The sequence below is a fragment of the Thermosporothrix sp. COM3 genome (assembly GCF_059696735.1).
On the sequence record NZ_AP019376.1, the window covers coordinates 1,622,114 to 1,639,930 of the forward strand.

The 17,817-nt window shown below is 51.8% G+C and carries 17 protein-coding genes; 8 read left to right on the plus strand and 9 right to left on the minus strand.

What is annotated here, in order from left to right; all coding sequences use genetic code 11:
• Window positions 1-52: 52 nt before the first annotated feature.
• Window positions 53-2,164: a hypothetical protein gene (locus tag KTH_RS07015; RefSeq protein ID WP_497617458.1), complete on the plus strand. Its 2,112-nt coding sequence runs from the start codon at window positions 53-55 to the stop codon at window positions 2,162-2,164.
• Between the two features lie 59 nt (window positions 2,165-2,223).
• Here the strand turns inward: KTH_RS07015 and sugE are convergent, their stop codons facing one another.
• From sugE to KTH_RS07030, 3 genes are all read right to left on the minus strand, one after another.
• Window positions 2,224-2,547 (minus strand): quaternary ammonium compound efflux SMR transporter SugE, encoded by a 324-nt coding sequence (gene sugE / locus KTH_RS07020; RefSeq protein WP_497617460.1) that lies wholly within the window; start codon window positions 2,545-2,547, stop codon window positions 2,224-2,226.
• 90 nt (window positions 2,548-2,637) lie between these two features.
• Window positions 2,638-2,832 (minus strand): hypothetical protein, encoded by a 195-nt coding sequence (locus KTH_RS07025; RefSeq protein WP_497617462.1) that lies wholly within the window; start codon window positions 2,830-2,832, stop codon window positions 2,638-2,640.
• Between the two features lie 16 nt (window positions 2,833-2,848).
• Entirely contained in the window at window positions 2,849-2,980 is a 132-nt protein-coding gene (locus KTH_RS07030; protein WP_497617464.1) for a hypothetical protein, read from the minus strand.
• Between the two features lie 394 nt (window positions 2,981-3,374).
• Between KTH_RS07030 and KTH_RS07035 the strand changes: the two genes are divergently transcribed.
• From KTH_RS07035 to KTH_RS07045, 3 genes are all read left to right on the plus strand, one after another.
• Window positions 3,375-3,542: a hypothetical protein gene (locus KTH_RS07035; RefSeq protein WP_497617466.1), complete on the plus strand. Its 168-nt coding sequence runs from the start codon at window positions 3,375-3,377 to the stop codon at window positions 3,540-3,542.
• A 299-nt stretch (window positions 3,543-3,841) separates the two neighbouring features.
• Complete coding sequence (locus KTH_RS07040) at window positions 3,842-4,603, plus strand: RNA polymerase sigma factor (protein ID WP_497623195.1); 762 nt, start codon at window positions 3,842-3,844, stop codon at window positions 4,601-4,603.
• 22 nt (window positions 4,604-4,625) lie between these two features.
• A complete protein-coding gene (locus tag KTH_RS07045) occupies window positions 4,626-5,201 on the plus strand; it encodes a GNAT family N-acetyltransferase (protein WP_497617468.1) in 576 nt (191 codons plus the stop codon).
• On the opposite strand, the gene KTH_RS07050 is transcribed toward KTH_RS07045, so the two are convergent.
• Window positions 5,167-6,120 (minus strand): LysR family transcriptional regulator, encoded by a 954-nt coding sequence (locus tag KTH_RS07050; RefSeq protein WP_497617470.1) that lies wholly within the window; start codon window positions 6,118-6,120, stop codon window positions 5,167-5,169. The two genes, KTH_RS07045 and KTH_RS07050, sit on opposite strands and share 35 nt — an antisense overlap.
• Window positions 6,121-6,273: 153 nt before the next feature.
• On the opposite strand from KTH_RS07050, the gene KTH_RS07055 reads away from it, so the two are divergent.
• The gene (locus KTH_RS07055; RefSeq protein WP_497617472.1) at window positions 6,274-7,671 is read left to right on the plus strand and encodes an MFS transporter; all 1,398 of its coding nucleotides are present in this window, start codon (window positions 6,274-6,276) and stop codon (window positions 7,669-7,671) included.
• A 68-nt stretch (window positions 7,672-7,739) separates the two neighbouring features.
• Here the strand turns inward: KTH_RS07055 and KTH_RS07060 are convergent, their stop codons facing one another.
• The 5 genes from KTH_RS07060 to KTH_RS07080 all read right to left on the minus strand — a co-directional run bounded on the left by KTH_RS07060 (window position 7,740) and on the right by KTH_RS07080 (window position 11,251).
• On the minus strand, window positions 7,740-8,063 hold the full coding sequence (locus KTH_RS07060; protein ID WP_497617473.1) for an ArsR/SmtB family transcription factor: 324 nt from the start codon (window positions 8,061-8,063) through the stop codon (window positions 7,740-7,742).
• 69 nt (window positions 8,064-8,132) lie between these two features.
• Window positions 8,133-9,224, minus strand: a complete 1,092-nt coding sequence (locus tag KTH_RS07065) for a hypothetical protein (RefSeq protein WP_497617475.1) — start codon at window positions 9,222-9,224, stop codon at window positions 8,133-8,135.
• A 145-nt stretch (window positions 9,225-9,369) separates the two neighbouring features.
• Window positions 9,370-9,570 carry a YHS domain-containing protein gene (locus tag KTH_RS07070; protein WP_497617477.1) on the minus strand — a complete coding sequence of 67 codons (201 nt, stop codon included), beginning with the start codon at window positions 9,568-9,570 and terminating at the stop codon, window positions 9,370-9,372.
• Between the two features lie 195 nt (window positions 9,571-9,765).
• Window positions 9,766-10,722: a GNAT family N-acetyltransferase gene (locus KTH_RS07075; RefSeq protein WP_497617479.1), complete on the minus strand. Its 957-nt coding sequence runs from the start codon at window positions 10,720-10,722 to the stop codon at window positions 9,766-9,768.
• 133 nt (window positions 10,723-10,855) lie between these two features.
• Window positions 10,856-11,251, minus strand: a complete 396-nt coding sequence (locus KTH_RS07080) for a YHS domain-containing protein (RefSeq protein WP_497617481.1) — start codon at window positions 11,249-11,251, stop codon at window positions 10,856-10,858.
• Window positions 11,252-11,548: 297 nt separating this feature from the next.
• Here KTH_RS07080 and KTH_RS07085 point away from each other — a divergent pair, with 297 nt between their 5' ends.
• The 3 genes from KTH_RS07085 (at window position 11,549) to KTH_RS07095 (ending at window position 17,805) form a co-directional block, all read left to right on the plus strand.
• Complete coding sequence (locus KTH_RS07085) at window positions 11,549-12,031, plus strand: aminoacyl-tRNA deacylase (RefSeq protein ID WP_497617483.1); 483 nt, start codon at window positions 11,549-11,551, stop codon at window positions 12,029-12,031.
• A gap of 196 nt (window positions 12,032-12,227) precedes the next feature.
• A complete protein-coding gene (locus KTH_RS07090; protein ID WP_497617485.1) occupies window positions 12,228-15,593 on the plus strand; it encodes a glycosyltransferase in 3,366 nt (1,121 codons plus the stop codon).
• Between the two features lie 418 nt (window positions 15,594-16,011).
• Entirely contained in the window at window positions 16,012-17,805 is a 1,794-nt protein-coding gene (locus KTH_RS07095; protein WP_497617487.1) for a protein kinase domain-containing protein, read from the plus strand.
• Window positions 17,806-17,817: the final 12 nt, after the last annotated feature.

Genomic DNA, 17,817 nt, shown 5'->3' on the forward strand with positions numbered 1-17,817 from the left:
CTTCCTCACGCAGGGGATGCACATCATTGTTTACAAGTGGGAGAGGTATAGCATGCAGATGAAGCCGGTTGTTATCAGTGAACTCTTTCCCGTTCAGCCTCAGGCAATCCCGGAGCTGCTGGCGTATGAATTGCAGACAGCAGACGAGGAGCTCGCTGCTATTGGCGGAAAACTTCCCTATCGCTTGAAAAAAGCATTCTCAGGACGATGGGCATGGTCCACGCCATACATTGTGACGGATACGCCCGTAGAGGATATTCAAGCATTTGTAGAAACACTTCGGAATGATCCTTCAGAGGCGTTCGCAAGCCTGCTCGCCCTTCAACCGGTGCCCGACTGGCAGCCAACGCCGCAAGCTCAGGCCGACTTCGCGGCACGAGCGCTCTGGCCCGAGCTGAGAGATGACGTAGACGCCGCTTTAGCCCGGTTTGCGCATAATCTCAACAGAACGCTGGTTACGCGAGAGTGTGAGGTTCGCGGCTGGACCATCTGGGGACAACCGGCTCTTTCGATCTCGATTCGTTCGCGACTACAAACGATCTATGATCTTCAATCATACCTCAAAAATGTCGACTCTGTCGATGCAATCCTTCATTTTATGGTCGCTGATCGGGCTTCTACCATGCAGGGAACCGTTATGGATATTGTCGGTCCCGTTGCAGAGCATCGCGAGCGTCTGCTTGCTTTTAAGCCGAAAGAGCGCTCAAAACGATTTATTGAGCAAGCAGCAGATGATGAAATAGTCGTCCGAATCTATGCCCATCGCCGAACCTATGATTATGTCGCCAGAGCGCTCCGCATCCTGGCTCGACCAGCGGATTATGAGCGCCTCGGCATCGATCCAGAGCAGGCTGAAGCCGCTCTTCGTCTTACGCCAGCAGGCAGCTCGACAATGTTGGAAGAGGTTGTCAGGATCGGGCGCAAACGCGGCTTGCTTGGCCCCGCATATAGCTCACAGCGCCACTCAGCGTCCTTTCTGGATACGGCGGACCTTCACTTTACGCCCACTGTTCGTGTCGGTCAGAATCATACCTGTGAAGTCAGTGCGCTACAGGAGCATATCCAGCAATACGGTGTTTACAAGCACGCTTCACTCAAAAAGCCTGTTGCAATTGGAGTGCTGAACGCGCTTCCAGATAGTCCTTATCGGGAATTTCTCGAAAAGCTCCATCAAACGTTACGCCTGTATCGAGTTCCTGCCCGCTATAACGGAGTTGCTTCTTTACAGACTTTCTCTCACCAATCACTGGAAGAAGCGTTACACTATCTTCATGAGCGCGGTGCTGATCTCATCCTGGCGCTTCTGCCCGATGAGCCAGGACGGGAGGCGGAACAATGGGGTCTGGCAGATCTCTTTACCGCGTTAACGATCGCTCTGGGCATTTCAGGGCAAATCGTGCACCAGGCGACACTTACACATGGAGAAAACGCTATCGCACTCTCGATCCTGAACAAGCTTGGAGGTACGCCCCACGCACTTGGAACGCCGCTTCCCTATGCCGATATGGTCGTTGGCTTTGATGTCGCTTGTCCAACCAGCAAGCAACCGGACGATGAAATACCAATGACTGCAATTTCACGCATCTTTCGTAATACCGGTGAGTTTCTCCGTTATGAACTTTGCAGCATCAAAGGAGAGAAAAATATATCTGAGGCAATACAGGCACTCTTCCCGGCAACGCTCTTTCAGGGGAAGCGAGTTGTTATACATCGTGATGGTCCATTCCGGGGAAATGAAAAACAGGCGCTACAGGCCTGGGGCGCCCATATTCAGGCCCAATTTCTGCCGGTCGAGATTCTCAGAACCGGGATACCACATCTCTACGGTGTCGAGCTCAGCGCAGACGAGCTATCAGCAGACAGACAAGCACAAGCAATACACCCATCAGCAGGATGCGCGTTGAAGCTTGATGAGCAACAGGCCTTGCTTGTGACGGCTCAGCCATCCGCACAGGAAGCGCCTGTAGAGCCACTTCACATCCGAACAGAGCCGCCTCTTTCCATAGAACAAGCGCTTCATTCCGTCCTTTCCTTTACTCTGTTGCACGCTGATGTTCAGACGCGATCACGTTTCCCGGTCACAATCCACTATAGCGACATTTTCGCGTCCCTTCTCCTGCGAGGCATCAAGCCCGTACAGAAGCAAGAAGCGTTTCCCTTCTAATGTGAGGGAGCGCTTCTATAGCAGAAGCACAATTACGCTATAGCGGATGTGCTCCGCTTTCAGCCTTCGGGCGTACTGAGTTTTAGTCCGATCAAGCTGATAATCAGCAGAGCAAGGAAAATGAGTCGCGGGATACTGGTACTTTCATGCAAAAAGAGAATACCAATAATGGCCGTTCCCAGGGCTCCAATGCCCGTCCAGACAGCATATCCGGTTCCTACAGGAAGTGATCGGATTGCCAGAGCGAGCAGCCAGACACTGATAGCCATACCGATAACGGTGATAATGCTTGGAACCAGCTTACTGAAGCCCGCGCTCTCTTTCAAAGCAACCGCCCAAACAATCTCGAACAGGCCTGCGATGATAAGGATAATCCAAGCCATAGCAATTGTATCTCTTTCATACTATCTCTCGAATCACAATGATCTTTACTAGTATTGTCCCAGTCATACAAAATGATCGAATCCCTTCAGCTAAAACAGATATACAGGCGAAAACACTGCACTATCGACTCCGATATAGCCAAATTTCGGGTAAAAATCGGTGATACCGTGAAGCAGTGCAAGAGCACGCATCCAGCGTATGGCTGCTTCCCGGACACAGCGCCCGTAGCCCTTGCCTCGTTCCTCTTGCCTGGTTTCTACGTCCGTCAGGTAGCCAACTGGCAACAGAGCACTTGCCCACTCACATGATATGAGGGTTGATCTGAAGCCAGCTCACAGAGCGTCCATTCTCAAGCAAATGCAGGCGCACCGCGTCGCCAGCGCACGGCTCAACAACGATATCCAGTTCAAAAGAGATTGTATCAGCGGGCATGAAACAGCTCCATCTCTATCAGCTTCTTGTACACGCAAATCAACAAGAATAGAGGTTCATTCTTCTTCTACAGCTATTGCGGCAGATGTGAGGGTGAAGTCAGGCAATGGGCCAGAGGAATGGGAGAGGAATGATACTTTGATCTCGGTATTGCTTTCTATACAACAAAATAACTCTTACTTCTTTATTACACTGAAAATCAGTATGTTGCATTTTGATGACCGTTAACAACTCTGCGAGCGTTTTTCCGTCTCATGAGAGAACAAGGATCCATCCCTTTTCCACCATAAAGGAAAAAGGCACAGCCAATAGAACCGCCTATTTGGCACGATGAGTATCGTAAAAGCAGAGATAGTTGACTCACACTATCTACTATAGAGAAAGGAGGTCTCCTATGGCGAAACGCCTGTCAGGGAGTCGAGGGAAAACATCGAAAGTTATTCCCATCAATAGAGAAGCGGCATTGCGCATGCAAGCCAACGAAGCACAGAACCAGGAAGACAACACCTCTCGGAATGGTTCTACCAGACAACCAAACAGAGAACGCGGTTCTCAACATTAACCATCAGCCTATTTTCTCTACATGCTCACAAAACCACGTTCTTTTATCTGCTGTTACCGCGCCTCTGTAGAGAAAACGTTTCTCACTGCCGCCGCCCGAAGCATCCTTCGGGAATGAGAAACAGAGGGAAAGGGCGGCCATCCTCTATAGCTGATTTCTTCCCGATGCTTTTTTCTGTCCACGAAGCCGAGCACCCACAAACAAATTTTTTGCTTCTTTCCAAAATTGGTCGTTTTTGATGTCCCCATTTCCCCAGAGCTTCGTATATAAAGATAAGACAAAAAAGGAGGATCAGAGCTATCGTTCTCTCAGATAGTCCAGCACCACAGACTCAGAAGGGACTCCCTTCTTTCGATACACTCTATGCGCAATACTCGACGCATATCTATCGCTATTTCTTTGCGCACCTCAAGCATGAAGACGATGCTGCCGATTTAACACAACAGGTCTTTTTGCAAGCATGGAAGCAGCGACATACATATAATGCGCAACGAGGCACGCCCGCAACCTGGCTCTTCGGGATAGCTCAGTATCGTCTGATCGATTTCCATCGTACTACTCATCCAGCGGTTTCCTGGGAACAGATTGGCGACAATATTGCGCCCGAGCAAACGCCAGAAGAGGCCTTGATCCATCGCGAGACCTTTCAACAGGTTCGTACGATGATCGAGTCTCTTGCCCCGACCGATCGCGAGATGCTGATTCTTCGTTTTGCCGCTCGGCTGTCCAGCGCGGAAATTGCTCGGATTGTCGGCAAAAGTGAGGCCGCGACCAAGCGACAACTCAGTCGACTCCTGAGCCGGCTACAACAGCAGTGCCAGTATTGTATCTTGCAGGATAGGCGTCATGAGATGGATGAACTGGCAATGCCACCTATCGCCGGGACGCTCTTTCACATCTATAGCCAACCTCTCCCGGTTCGCTTGCAGCAGCGCCCATCACCCGAGGAGATGTCGCAATCGGCTCCCCGGCAGAGGCGAGCCCGTACGCAACCGTCAAAGCAGACGGGCTATCCTGAGCAGAAATGTATACTTCTTTTAAGCTCTCGCAGACCTTCTTGAAAAGCACAATGGAGGATGTTTCATGTCTATTGATACGGCCTTTACTCAGTTCCCGAGTTTGACAACAGAGCGGCTTCGCCTGCGAGCAGTTCGCCCTGAGGACCTGAAGGAGTTTTTCGCGATTCGATCAGATGAGGAGGTGATGAAATACTCCGGCCACCCGCCGCTTCGCTCTCTGGATGAGGCCAGAGAGCAGCTAGAGCAGGCACGGCAAAGCTACACACAACGCGAGGCAATTGGATGGGCCATCACTTTGAAAAACGACGATACGCTGATTGGTATATGTGGCTTTCACCACTTCAGGGCTGAACATCGCGTCGCGGAAACTGGCTACGAACTCGCACAAGCTCACTGGCGAAAGGGCATCATGTTTGAGGCAATGACCGCTATCCTGAGTTTTGGCTTTACCGAGCTCAACTTGCACCGCGTAGAAGCCATCATTGACATCGAGAACATTGCCTCAAAAACGCTGCTTGAAAAGCTTGGCTTTACCTATGAGGGTACCTTGCGTGAACGCTACGACCAGGAAGGCGAGCTTCTGGACGAGACCTATTATGGCCTGCTTAAACGGGAATGGCTTGCCCGGAATCAGGCTTGAGCGTTGACGACCGTAGCTCCTCAAGCGCTTCCTGATCCTTTTTCAGGTAGGAGCGTAGCAGGTGCATGAACGCCTGTAGGGCCCCTACCGGCTCGCTTTTCTCAGCCGTGTAGACCAGCCCGATAGGAAGCTGCATCGTGACGTTATCCAATTCGCGTAGAACGAGTCCAGCAGGCAGGGAATTCATGGCACTGGCTGGCACAATCGCAAGCCCAAGCCCGCTCAACACAGCCTGTTTGAGCATTTCCCAGCTTGCAAACTCGATCTTCGCGAAAGGATTCAGCCCGCGCTGGATCAGCGTTGTCTCGATCAAACGACGATACGAGCACCCATGACCGCTCAATAAAAGGCGCATATTCGCAAGATCTCGCACCAAGATCGCTTCTTTTGCCGCAAGCGGGTGCTGGTCAGGCAACAACAGCAGCATCGATTCGGTAAACATGGGCTCAAAGAGGAGGTTCAAGTGAGCCTCTGGTGATGAACAGATGGCTACGTCTAGCAGGCCTGCGGCGACCCGCTGGTTGAGGTGATGCGATGTTCCAGTTTCGACGGTCACATGCACATTCGGCCTCTCCTCTAAAAAGGTGGTAAGGAGCGAGGGGAGCCAACAACAGACACCAGAGGTGACAGCACCTATACGGATGTGACCGGCATTGCCAAGCACGATATCTTTCATTGTCTGCTGCAAGGCTTTCGCCCGGAGAATCAGCGCGTCCGCCTGCTCAAGGAGAGCGCGACCGGCCTCGGTAAGTTGCACACGCTTGCCTCGCCGGGCAAACAAATTCGCCCCCAGGTCGGCTTCAAGCTGCTGAATATGCAGGGTAATGGTGGATTGGGCATACTGAAGCTTCTCCGCAGCACGAAGAAAGCTTCCTTCCTGAATAATCGTTTGAAAGGTAATCAGATGACGCAGTTCCATTGCAGGCTTTCCTTATTATCAAAACTGAACACAAACTTCATTATCTCTATATTGACAAATATAACACAGCGACTTTATAGTGACAAGGAACACCTATCCGTCCGCATACATAGCACTGAGTCCCTATACGGCTAACTTCGTTCTGAGGAAATTATGAGTAGACAACATATCGAACGAACTAAAAACTGGAAACAGGCGGCAGCCATCCTCGCTCTGAGCCTGGGTTCCTTCATTGTGCTCCTTGATACTACCATTCTTAATGTGGCGCTCCCGGCTCTTCAGCACAGCTTGCACGCTTCTCTGGAGAACATCCAATGGATCGCTGATAGCTATATACTGGTATTCGTCAGTTTTCTGCTGACGGCTGGCACCCTGGGTGATCGCTTCGGCGTTCGTACCGTCTTTGGCCTCGGCCTGCTCATCTTTATTGGTTCCTCGCTCATCTGTAGCCTGGTGCGCTCGGTAGAATGGCTGATTATCGCTCGCGCCCTTCAGGGAGCAGGGGCGGCAGTACTCCTACCGAACTCCCTTTCCCTGGTCGCTCACCTTTTCGAGGATCCACAGGAGCGTAACCGAGCGGTCGCGGCCTGGGGCGGCATCAGCTCGCTCGCAGTTGCCAGTGGTCCGCTTCTGGGGGGAATCCTGGTAGATAGCTTCGGCTGGCCTTCCATCTTTCTCATTAACATTCCCGCTGGTTTGCTGGCACTTGTCCTGATGCTCTTGACGATCCAGCCAATACCAGCCCAATCCGGCAAAAAGCTAGATCTGGCCGGGCAGGTGTTTGCAATCCTGGCCTGCCTATTTCTAAGCTATGGGCTGATCGAGTGGCAACATCTCCCGCCAGCTCTCAGAATCGGCATGCTGGCGCTCGCGATCCTCTGTACCCTGCTTTTCATCCGGATTGAGGCTCATAGCTCTCAGCCAATGCTTCCACTGGCTTTGTTCCGTTCGCGCAAAGTCTCAACCACGCTTTTTGTCGCGCTTGCCTATCAATTTAGCTTCTTCGGCATGCTCTTTGCCTTCGCGATCTACTTCCAGCATGCATATGGCTACGGAGCCTTCGAGACGGGACTTGCCTTCCTGCCACAAACAGCGTTCGGCTCGTTTCTGTTGCTCTTTATGACCAAGCACATCATGCGCCTGCTGCGGCCTGAGAAAGCGCTTGCAATCGGGCTTCTCCTGGGTATGACTGGAATGCTGGTCGTCCTGCTTGGATTACACACCTCATTGCCTGTGATTCTGCTTGGTGAATTGCTGATCGGCGCGCTCGCGGGTTTCGTCGCGTCGCCAATGACAGCAGTCGTGCTGGAAAATGTGCCAAAAGAGCTCTCGGGGGTTGCATCGGCAGCGCTTAACGCGGCACGTCAGATCGGTGGCCTGCTGAGCGTGGCCATTCTGGGATCACAGCTCGGGAAGGAGACAATCAAGAGCGGTATCGAGATTGATGTGATAATTATGGCGAGCGCCTGCCTGCTCGGAGTCATCCTTTGCCTTCTCTCGATGAGAACCAGTGGATTAGAGAGGAGGCGTATCAAGGCAGTGGAACTCTAAGACAGGGAACAACAGGGAAGATACGCAGACCGCCATAACACCGGTTCTGCGCCTCTTCTCTGTCAGACCTACGCTTTCCTTCCCTGCCCCAGGTACCGCTGTTCCAACATGTGTAGAAATTGCCCGATTGTTTGCTGATTGACCAGGTAAAAGACCTGCTTGCCCATCCTGCGCTCTTCGACAAGTTCGGCATCGCGCAGCTCTTTCAGATGGTATGACAATTTTGAGCGAGCAATGTTCCCGAGCTTCGGGAGCACATCCACATATGGACATATAGCATGCGGCAGCTCAGGATGCGGCGCCGAGACACAATTTTCATCTCGACCCTGTATCAGAATATCCATGATGCGTACCCGGATTGGATCACTGAATGCCGCTGCAATCTTTGCCAACTGTATCTGTTCCATGCCAATAGTATAGCATACATGTTCGGCCAATGCAAAAAAAACTGGATTGACAGTCTAGCGTGGGGCTCGGGCCATGCGAGTCAGCCAGTTCTCGACCCGGGCGGAAGAGAGCACCTCGCAAACGGTCAGCTCACCCTTCATCAAGGGAAAGAAGCGACCGGCATTCCAGGTGCGCTGATAAGGAGGGGGCCCTAACAGAATCACCCGAATTCCCTCAAACAACTGAATATCAGCCGGCGTCCCCTCATTCCAGATCCAGTGTGAAGATGCATCAAAAGGGCGCTCAGGAAGCGTGCCATCCGGGCGCAATGCTGTCCAGTTCCACAGGTTGAAAGCCCCTTCGACCAGAGGAAAGTGTGCCGCTTCAGGATCGTCCTCTTGCGGAAAATAGCCATCTCGGCAGGCTTCTGCGGCCAGGGGATCAGGGCGCGTACCGGGCAGCCAACCTTCATCGGGATCACCGATCAGTGTATCGGCAAGCAGCGTATGCAGTTGAAAATTGTCGGCGATGCCATCGATCCGAATGCGATATCCGCGCTTGAGTTCTGGATGGATCACAAGCATCTCTTCGCCATCAAGCATGCTCATCAGCCGCTCAAGATAGTAGAGTTTTTCGTCAAGAGGATAGCGCTTGAGCAAAGCGAGAAATGCATCATCACGCTGAAAAAGGGCACGCAAAGCACCACTGCGCAATAGAATCGCTGTAGCAGCGGAGAGGAACATATCCTGACGGGCAAACGCCTGCGCTTCTTGTGGGAGCTGCTTGCTTACAGCCTCACGATAGCGGGTAACACAAACCTCTGCTGGAAGCTCACCAGCGGCCTCACGCATACATGCCTGAATAAAGGATGTTGCAAGTGCAAGTGTTTTCTGTGTACGCCGAAGAATGGCTTCGCCCGCACATTCGGGCGTTGCGCCCTGCTCAACCAGAGTGCCACATACCAACGATGCAACGGCGGCCGGGAGCAGCTCAGCACGCTCTACAGGCTCTCGGAGACGTTGAAGCGCCGCATCCACTTCCTCGGCAGTCGCAAGCTGCGCATTGCGGATAATGGCCTGAGCAGCCGGAGGAAGAACACCAGGCAAGGGAGCAGACGGAGAATAGGCAAGCTGTATAAAACGATCAACAGATCGGGAAAGCTGCATCGAAAAGACCTCCACCCTGTTCGGTTTTTCAGTTCTTTTCTTTCTGGCAGCGCGTTTTCCGGCAAACAAATACAGAGGAAAAATGAAACGTGCTCTAGAAAAAGCAAGCATCTTTTCCAGAGCACGATTTCCCTATGAAGAGGCTTTACGAGCAGTGGCCGCAGGTACAGGTATGCCCTTTCTGCTTCGTCTCACCCTGCTGAAGGAAGGATGCAGGGTTCTGCTCAAACGTCTTTTTGCACCCGGGGGCGCAGAAGTAAAAGGTCTCGCCCTGATACTCGCTTGAGAAGCGGGCGGTATTTGGATCAACAGTCATTCCACAAACGGGATCAATAACTTGTGCCATTGTTTTTCTCCTTTATGATCTCCCATACCCGGTGGGATGGGGTTACAGGTGTACAAAAAAGAAAGGGATTTTACCCTTACCCCCTGCCAGGGGGTACACTTTTATCATACCATACATTTTTCTGAAGAGCAAGGGATGTTATTCAGGGCATGCGCATCTATCCTCGATTCATTGCGCTCTGCCCTGAACAACATCCTACGCCAGCGCAGTTGTGCCCCTTCTATCGGTCGCCATTTCATCCGACGTCAACACATATTGGAGAATATCGACCGTGCGGATCACTTCAAAATGGACCGAACGATAGAGCTTCATAGGCGCAATTGAACCACCATCAACACCCAATGCAATCGAACCGGCCCCTTTCTCTTTCAAGTAGTTGATACCGGTCGCCAGCAGAATACGCCCGAGCCCCTTGCCCCGCTGCGACTGATCAACGGTCAGGTTCGAGATCCAGGCATACGGCTGCTGATCAGGATTCTGTGCAGTCGGATCAAAGAGCGCATGTACCGTGCCCACAATCTGCGCCTCATCCGTTTTCGGCGTCGCGACAAAGAAGCCATCTCGCTGACCGCGCAAGTCGGCCTCAAGCGACTCCAGCTTGATCGGACGGAAGTTCCAGGTTGTCGACCAGGCACGGTTCAATGCATCCAGAACTGCTAAGTCTTCATCTGGACGTATACGCCGAATCTGCACGTCTTCCGGCGTTGCTACCGACAAACGGCCTTCCTGAGCGGGACGAAGCATCATATGAATGGCTCGCAATGGCGTATACCCATGACGGCGAGCAGCCTCCAACGCCCATTGAGCAAGCGAGGGAATGGAGAGCCGAATCTGCGCTCTTCCCGCTTCTGCGGCTAATGCAGTTACTTGCTCAATCAGAAGATCAGCAGCCTCTTTCTCTCGATGAACAGGAGCCAGGGCCAGACGTGCCTCGACGTACCCTCTCTCATCAAAGACGACCGCAACAACGCCGATTGGCTCGTGATCCGCCAGCAACAGCCGTATCTCATCGGCCCATGCCACAAGCGACCACCAACCGGATGAAGGCCGAAATGCAGCGGTATCAGCGTCCTGAGAAGCCGACCAGAGCGCTTCAATCGTTACCAGATCGTGTGGTTCTCCTTTACGAACTGTATACTTTTTCTTCTCCATGATACAACACTATACACTTTCTAGTGATTCACAGAACAGATGAGAATCTATTTTTAGTAAAGCATATCAGAGATACTGTATGCCACACCTCAGTCTGTCGCAAAGATGCAGCGAACCGAGCTGACTCACGCAATCATTCCGCCTGTGGAGCCGTTTCTGTGAATAGATCGCGACACTGTTCTGAACAGAAAAACTCGATTCGCCCCTGATGCTCGATTGTCAGCCGGGTGGTATGTGGATCAACGCGCTTGCCGCATACCGGATCACGCACACGCTCCACAACAACGACCTTTGTCGGCAGGGCTTGCATGGCGTCTCCGAGCCAGCTCAGCGATTGCACAAACTGGCGAGAGGCGGTAAGCAACTGAGCCAGTGCCCCGATGATTGCTCCTATATTTTCTATTCGGCCAGTCGAGGGCATAGCGCAAGAGAGGCGCTCAAAAAGCGGGGTCTTCCGCCTCTCTGCTTGCTCAGCCTTCTCACTGATCGAAACAGGCAAGCAGGTTGCCTGCTGTCTCTCATCACTCATAGCAGTTCCTCTCAAGTGCAGACCCCCCGGGTAGGGGTATAGTTCTAGTATATCACCCTTTTCCTGGTGAAACAAGAACAGACAGCAGCATATCACAGCTTGCTCGACAGCAATATGCTCAAAACGGGTACAAAGCGGCCAGTCGCCTTGATCGATCGTTTTTGCAATTCATGCAACGGGCGCGGAAAAGGCACCAGCAAGCTATACACTGACACGTAGAGGAGCCCTCAGACGTATCATAACTGGGAGATACGGCACTCGGCAGGATGCCTCGTCGTCACGTATGAGGTGCTTACCATGCAATGCCAGAAAGTATTGGAAGAATATCTTGATAGCGAGCGAGTAGACTACACCATTCAGCATCACCCCGTCGCGTATACTGCTCAGCAGCTTGCCGAATATGAGCGCGTTTCGGGCAAAATGGTCGCGAAGAGCGTCATTGTGTACGCAGACAACAAAATCTGCATGCTTGTCCTACCCGCTTCTGCTCGCGTCGACTTTGACAAAGTGCGGCACGAACTACAAGCAACGGATGTCCGTCTTGCCGCAGAAGATGACCTGCGAACGCTTTTCCCTAATTGCGATGTTGGCTCTATGCCACCATTCGGGAATCTGTACCATCTTCCAGTTTTTGTAGATTCAAGCCTAAAGCGTCAGGAGAATATTGTTTTCCCGATTGGCACACATACCGAGACCATGAAGCTTCGCTTTGCGGACTTTGAGCGCCTGGTCCGACCAACCATCTGTTCATTCGCCCAGGTGCCGGTGCGGGTCAGATGATTATCAGTCAACGTCACTTTCGCTTATCAGTAGAACAGACATCCCCGCTTTCAAGCAGCGGGGATCTTTTCATTCTCCTCTTCCTTTACACCCTGCTCATCTTCCTGTCCTGATAAAGACTTGCCCCATATGGTTATGCTAAAAATAAACCTATCGATTTGAAAGCGTATACAGAAGAGAGCAGGAGAGTGATGATATGGAACAGAGCACACAATCACCGGCTCACCTTCGCCCGTCTACATCAGGCCGTCTGGCCCAGGAACATCACTTTAGAGCCTGGCTCTTACAACATGAACAGCATGAACTACAGATAGATAAGTACAAAGAATGCTTTGGTTATCGAAAGCATATCAAGCGGTATAGCGCTCTTCCAGGATCATTTTCGCTTTGTCGACCCGAGCATTCAGCACACAAGACCCTGACCAGAGCACAACGCGTGATACTTGGTTTTCTACTCTGTACGTGTCTGCTTGCAGTATTTATGTTTCAGTGGAGCTTCTTGACGCTCGTAATGGGTCTTATTACTCTCCTCTATATATTGACCCTGGCGCTCAGCCTGAGCCTGTCATTCCAAACAGCGCTTCGATCCGATACATTTTCGATCGATGAAGCATTACTACAGAGGTTACAGGGTGCTCCGTGGCCTTCCTATACTATTTTATGTCCATTATACAGAGAATCAGCCGTCTTGCCTCAGTTAGTTCAGGCACTGCTAAAGCTGGATTACCCGGTTGATAAGCTCCAGATTCTCCTTCTTGTTGAGAAAAAGGATCGAGAGACACGTGAAGCCTTGAAAAGAATGCACCTTCCTGAGCATTTCGAGGTGCTTGTGGTTCCTGCCGGGCGCCCACGCACCAAGCCACGGGCATGCAACTACGGGTTAATGTGGGCAAGAGGTCACTATATTGTTATTTATGATGCTGAAGATATTCCTGACCTACTTCAGTTAAAAAAGGCAGCTCTTACCTTTGCTGTGCAGCCACCTGAAGTCGCATGTGTGCAGGCGAAGCTCAGTTGCTATAACGCCTCACAAAACCTGCTTACGCGCTGGTACGCCGCCGAATATGCCATGTGGTTTCATCTGATATTGCCAGGCTTGCAGCGCCTGGGACTTCCCGTTCCGCTCGGAGGCACTTCCAACCACTTTCGCACTGCTGATTTACGCTCGCTTGGTGGTTGGGATGCCTATAACGTGACTGAGGATTGTGATGTTGGCCTGCGGCTCGCGCGTCGTGGCCTCAGAACAGTTATGATCGACTCGACAACAGAAGAAGAAGCAACTTCGAAGCTGCTCTTCTGGCTACGGCAACGTTCCCGCTGGATAAAGGGATATATGCAAACCTATTTTGTACATATCCGACAGCCAGGCAACCTTTTACGAGAAACAAATCCGAGATACCTACTCGTGCTCAATATTCTGCTTGGAAGTAGTGTAACACTTCTCTTTTTTACTCCACTTATGTGGATCCTTTCCTGCATCTACTTTCTGGCACGCCCATCGGTCGAGTGGTTCTATCAGCAACTCTTTCCCGCGCCGATTTTCTATCCGGCTTTTCTTTGCTTTGTGTTCGGTAACTTTTATTATGTACTTCTTTATATGTATGGATGCATGCGCAAGGAACACTACCAGCTTATTCCCTGGACATTGGGTATCCTCTGTTACTGGGCGCTCACCTGGCTTGCAGCTTTCATCGCACTCTACGAGCTGTTACGGGAACCACATTACTGGCAGAAGACCGCACATGGATTTCACCTTGTCTCTTCCTCACAAAAACAGGGAGACCAAAGGCACAGGCACGCCTCAAAACAGAGGAGTGCAATCAAAACATCACGCCCGAACATCAGGCAGGGGGATATTGTGCCCTATGTTCCCGCACCCCCTTTCTTACATCGCCTACCTGAGATTGCACTTTCAAAGCAAGAGAGCAAATCACATCTCTGGCTCCGCCTTACGCTCATAAGTGCAATCATTTGCAGTTCAGGTGCATTGCTATTCTTTCTGGCTCGACAGGAAACACTTCTGTATGCCGACGCCCTTTCCCATCTTCGGATAGCACGAAAGGTCTTTGATAGCCTCACCCCGGGGTTGGCACAACTTGGTACAGTCTGGCTCCCATTTCATCATATATTGATGTTTCCATTTATCTGGAATGACACACTCTGGCACACCGGACTAGCAGGAAGCCTTGTTTCCATGTGCTGCTATGTGGCAACGGCACTCGCGCTCTATCACAGCGCCCACCGCCTGACAGGAAACCAACCTGCTAGCTGTCTCGGAACGCTCTGCTTTCTGCTGAATCCGAACATTCTCTATCTTCAGACGACTCCGCTATCAGAGCTGGTCTGTATCTGCACGTCAACCATTGCCTGTGCTTGCTTTCTTGCCTGGATTCAGAGCGGGCGCACCCGCACGTTTCTCCTCTGCGCACTTGCGACCAATACAGCCACCGCTTCACGCTATGATGGTTGGTTCCTCTTTATACTCCTTCTACCACTTATCGCTCTCATATGCTGGAAGAAGCGCTATTCTCTCAGCAAACTGATAGGTCACATGACGCTCTTCCTGTTCGCGGGCGGCTTCAGCATTCTCCTCTGGTTTCTCTGGAACGCTGCCCTCTTCGGCGATCCGCTTGAGTTCCAGCATGGCGCTTTTTCAGCCCAAACACAACATGCAGGCTTGATTCAGGAGGGCGTTGTCTCAACCTTTCACAACCTGTCTGTCGCCCTACAGACCTATCTCTCTACTATAATTGCAACGATCGGTCCCGTTCCGCTGCTTCTTGCAGGAATAGCGATCCTCTTTTACTGCATTCAACATCGGCGGGAGCTCACCATCTGGGCCCTTCTCCCCTTCTTTGCGCCGCTCCCGTTTTACACTCTTGCTCTCTATAATGGCCAGGCGGTCATCTACATTCCTGGAACAGGGCCAACCACGATCTATAATGTACGCTATGGTGCAGCAATGGTTGTGCCTGTCGCTCTTGCTCTTGCACTCTTTATCGATCGCATCAGCGCCATTCACTTTCCTGTATCTATATTCAGAATCGCTCTGTGCATCGTTATCGTGCTCAGTCAGCCGCTCCTGCTCATTTCTCAGGGTGTGATCACCCTCTATGATGGACAATATGGCTATTCATGTCAGGCCGCGCAGCCAGCCGTACGAACGCTATTGCGTTATTACCAGCAGGGAGAACGTATTCTTCTGGATGAGGGTGCAGTCTTTCTCCCAGATTTGTCTATAGCCCTCCGCAACTTTGTCGGAGAGGGAAACAGACATTACTGGGAAAGAGCGCTCCTCAAGCCAGAGAAGCAGGTTACCTGGGTGCTCCTTTCTCGTCGTCCACAGGATCGCGTTGCCAGGCGCTTTCGGAGAGATGCAGCATTCCTCAAAAAATTTACACTATTACATGACGAAAACGGGCTTCAGCTCTATCATAATAATGCAATTGCGCTTCATCAGGCGCCACGAGATGTTGATATGCTGCTTGCACCTTATAAGCGCTGCACCATCAACCTGCAATTAGCCTCTTCGCCAATATGGTACAATGACAAGAGCAGGTGACATACGACTTCGATAGAACAGATCGCATGTATGCACATCCCCACTACAGTCGGGTGCACTTTGGCGGCCCGCACACTCCCCCTCTATTGACCAGCGTGAAACCAATGGGTGAGACATACAGTGATTCCTTAGAAATAGGTATGGCAATTTCTCTGCGTCCCATTTGTGCTTATGGGCAGCGCTTTGCGGCATCCATTTCCGCCCTTTATTTGTCAGTAACACTACTCAGAAGCATGTATGACATAAATAGTCAGCAAATAGCACGCGTGATAGATTTCACTGTTTTTGTCGTATGCTTATTTGTTATGAATTCATTGACAAACGATATCTTTTCTCGGTAGAGTTTCAGAGAGTAAAGGGTACGTTGTTTTACGCATTAAGGGACTTATTATTTCTCATCAGGTGAGGTATATAACGCATGAAGCAGGTAATCGGGCAAAGCTGGGGTAAGTACAGGCTGACTCGCTTTCTGGGAGAAGGCGGGTTTGCTGAGGTATATTTAGGAGAGCACCAGCAATTGCAGATAAAAGTAGCAATAAAAATTCTACAGACTACACTTACGGAGAGGGAGGCAGGAGAAGCAAATCAGGAAGTCAGGGCAATCGCAAGCCTTCGGCATCCCCACATTGCTCGTCTGCTTGACTTTGGCATTCAGGCAGGCAAGCCCTTTCTGGTGCAGGAATATGCATCAGGGGGATCGCTTCAGCAGCATATTCCAAAGGGAACGCGGCTTCCGCTGGCGCAGGTGGTACGCTACGTCAAACAGATTGCAAGCGCCCTTCAATACGCACACGAGCATGGATTGCTTCACCGTAATCTGAAGCCAGAAAATATGCTTCTGAATGCTCAGGGCGAGATTTTACTGAGTGATTTCGGCATTACGGCGATTCCCAATTCAGGCTCTTCGCTCAATATGCAGGCTGCGCGAGGCACTGTCTCCTTTCTGGCTCCCGAACAGATTCAAGGGAAGCCCCAACCAGCAAGCGACCAATATGCGCTGGCCCTCGCCGTCTATCTCTGGCTCAGCGGCGACCTGCCGTTTCAAGGAACCCCGAGGGAGGTCATCGCCCAGCACCTCGCATTTTCACCGCCATCGCTTCGCAGCAGGGCGCAGGAAGTTTCCCCGGTCGTCGAGCAGGTTGTGGCTACCGCTCTGGCAAAGAACCCGAACGAGCGCTTTCGTAATATCCAGACGTTTGCAATGGCACTGGAACAGGCCGCCCTATCTACAAGCGCCACAGGAGCCCTGCGACGCCCTTCCAGCTTTTCACTAACACCACCCACTCCGCTCTTTGTCCAGCAGCAACAGCAGCTTCCCCAGGCTGAGCTGTTCTGGCGGCAGAACGAGCCAGTCACTATGGTTGGCTGGTCGCTTGATAGCGAGCAGTTGCTTGCGCGGAGCAACGAGAAACATATCTATGTCTGGGACGTCGCCAACCGGAAAGTACTCCAGGTCTATCAACGACACCGCACGCGGGTCAAAAAGGCGGCCTGGGGCCCACACGGCATGTCGACAATGATCGCCTCCGCAAGCAACGATGGCATCATCCAGGTCTGGAGCGCGAAATCTGGCACGCTGCTCCAGATCTGTCAGGAGACGGTGCCTATCCAATATTTTGCCTGGTCTCCGGATGGTAGGCTGATTGCCAGCGTTGCCGGGACGAACGTGAATATCTGGGATATCAAAGCCAGAAAAGTGCTCGTCAGCTATCCGATCAAGCTGCAAGACGTGCAAGTACTTGACTGGTCGGCTGATGGCATGTATATCGTTGCCGCCAGTTCAGATGGCGCTTTCCAGCTCTGGTTTATGGAGGTGCAAGGCGAAAATCACACGTTCCGTGAGCATAGCCGGGTCTACCGAGGCGTGACGAAAAGCGCAATTAAGGCTCTTCGCTGGTCGCCGAAGAAAAACATTCTGGCTTATGGCAGCGCCGACGGCAATATTGAGATCTGGAATCCCGCGACCGGTATTCCGCTTGCTACCTATCAGGGCCATCAGGAGGGCATCAACGCGCTTGCATGGTCGCCTGACGGGGAAAAAGTCGCCTCTGCCGGCACGCGCACTGTCCATATCTGGAACAGCGCAAAAGGTGAACGTGAGACGCTCTATCAGGCACACGAAGGCGAGGTTACAGCGCTCGACTGGTCACCTGATGGAACCAGAATCGCATCTGCTGGCACCGATGGTACTATCCGCTTCTGGAAGGTGTAAGCTGTATTCGGT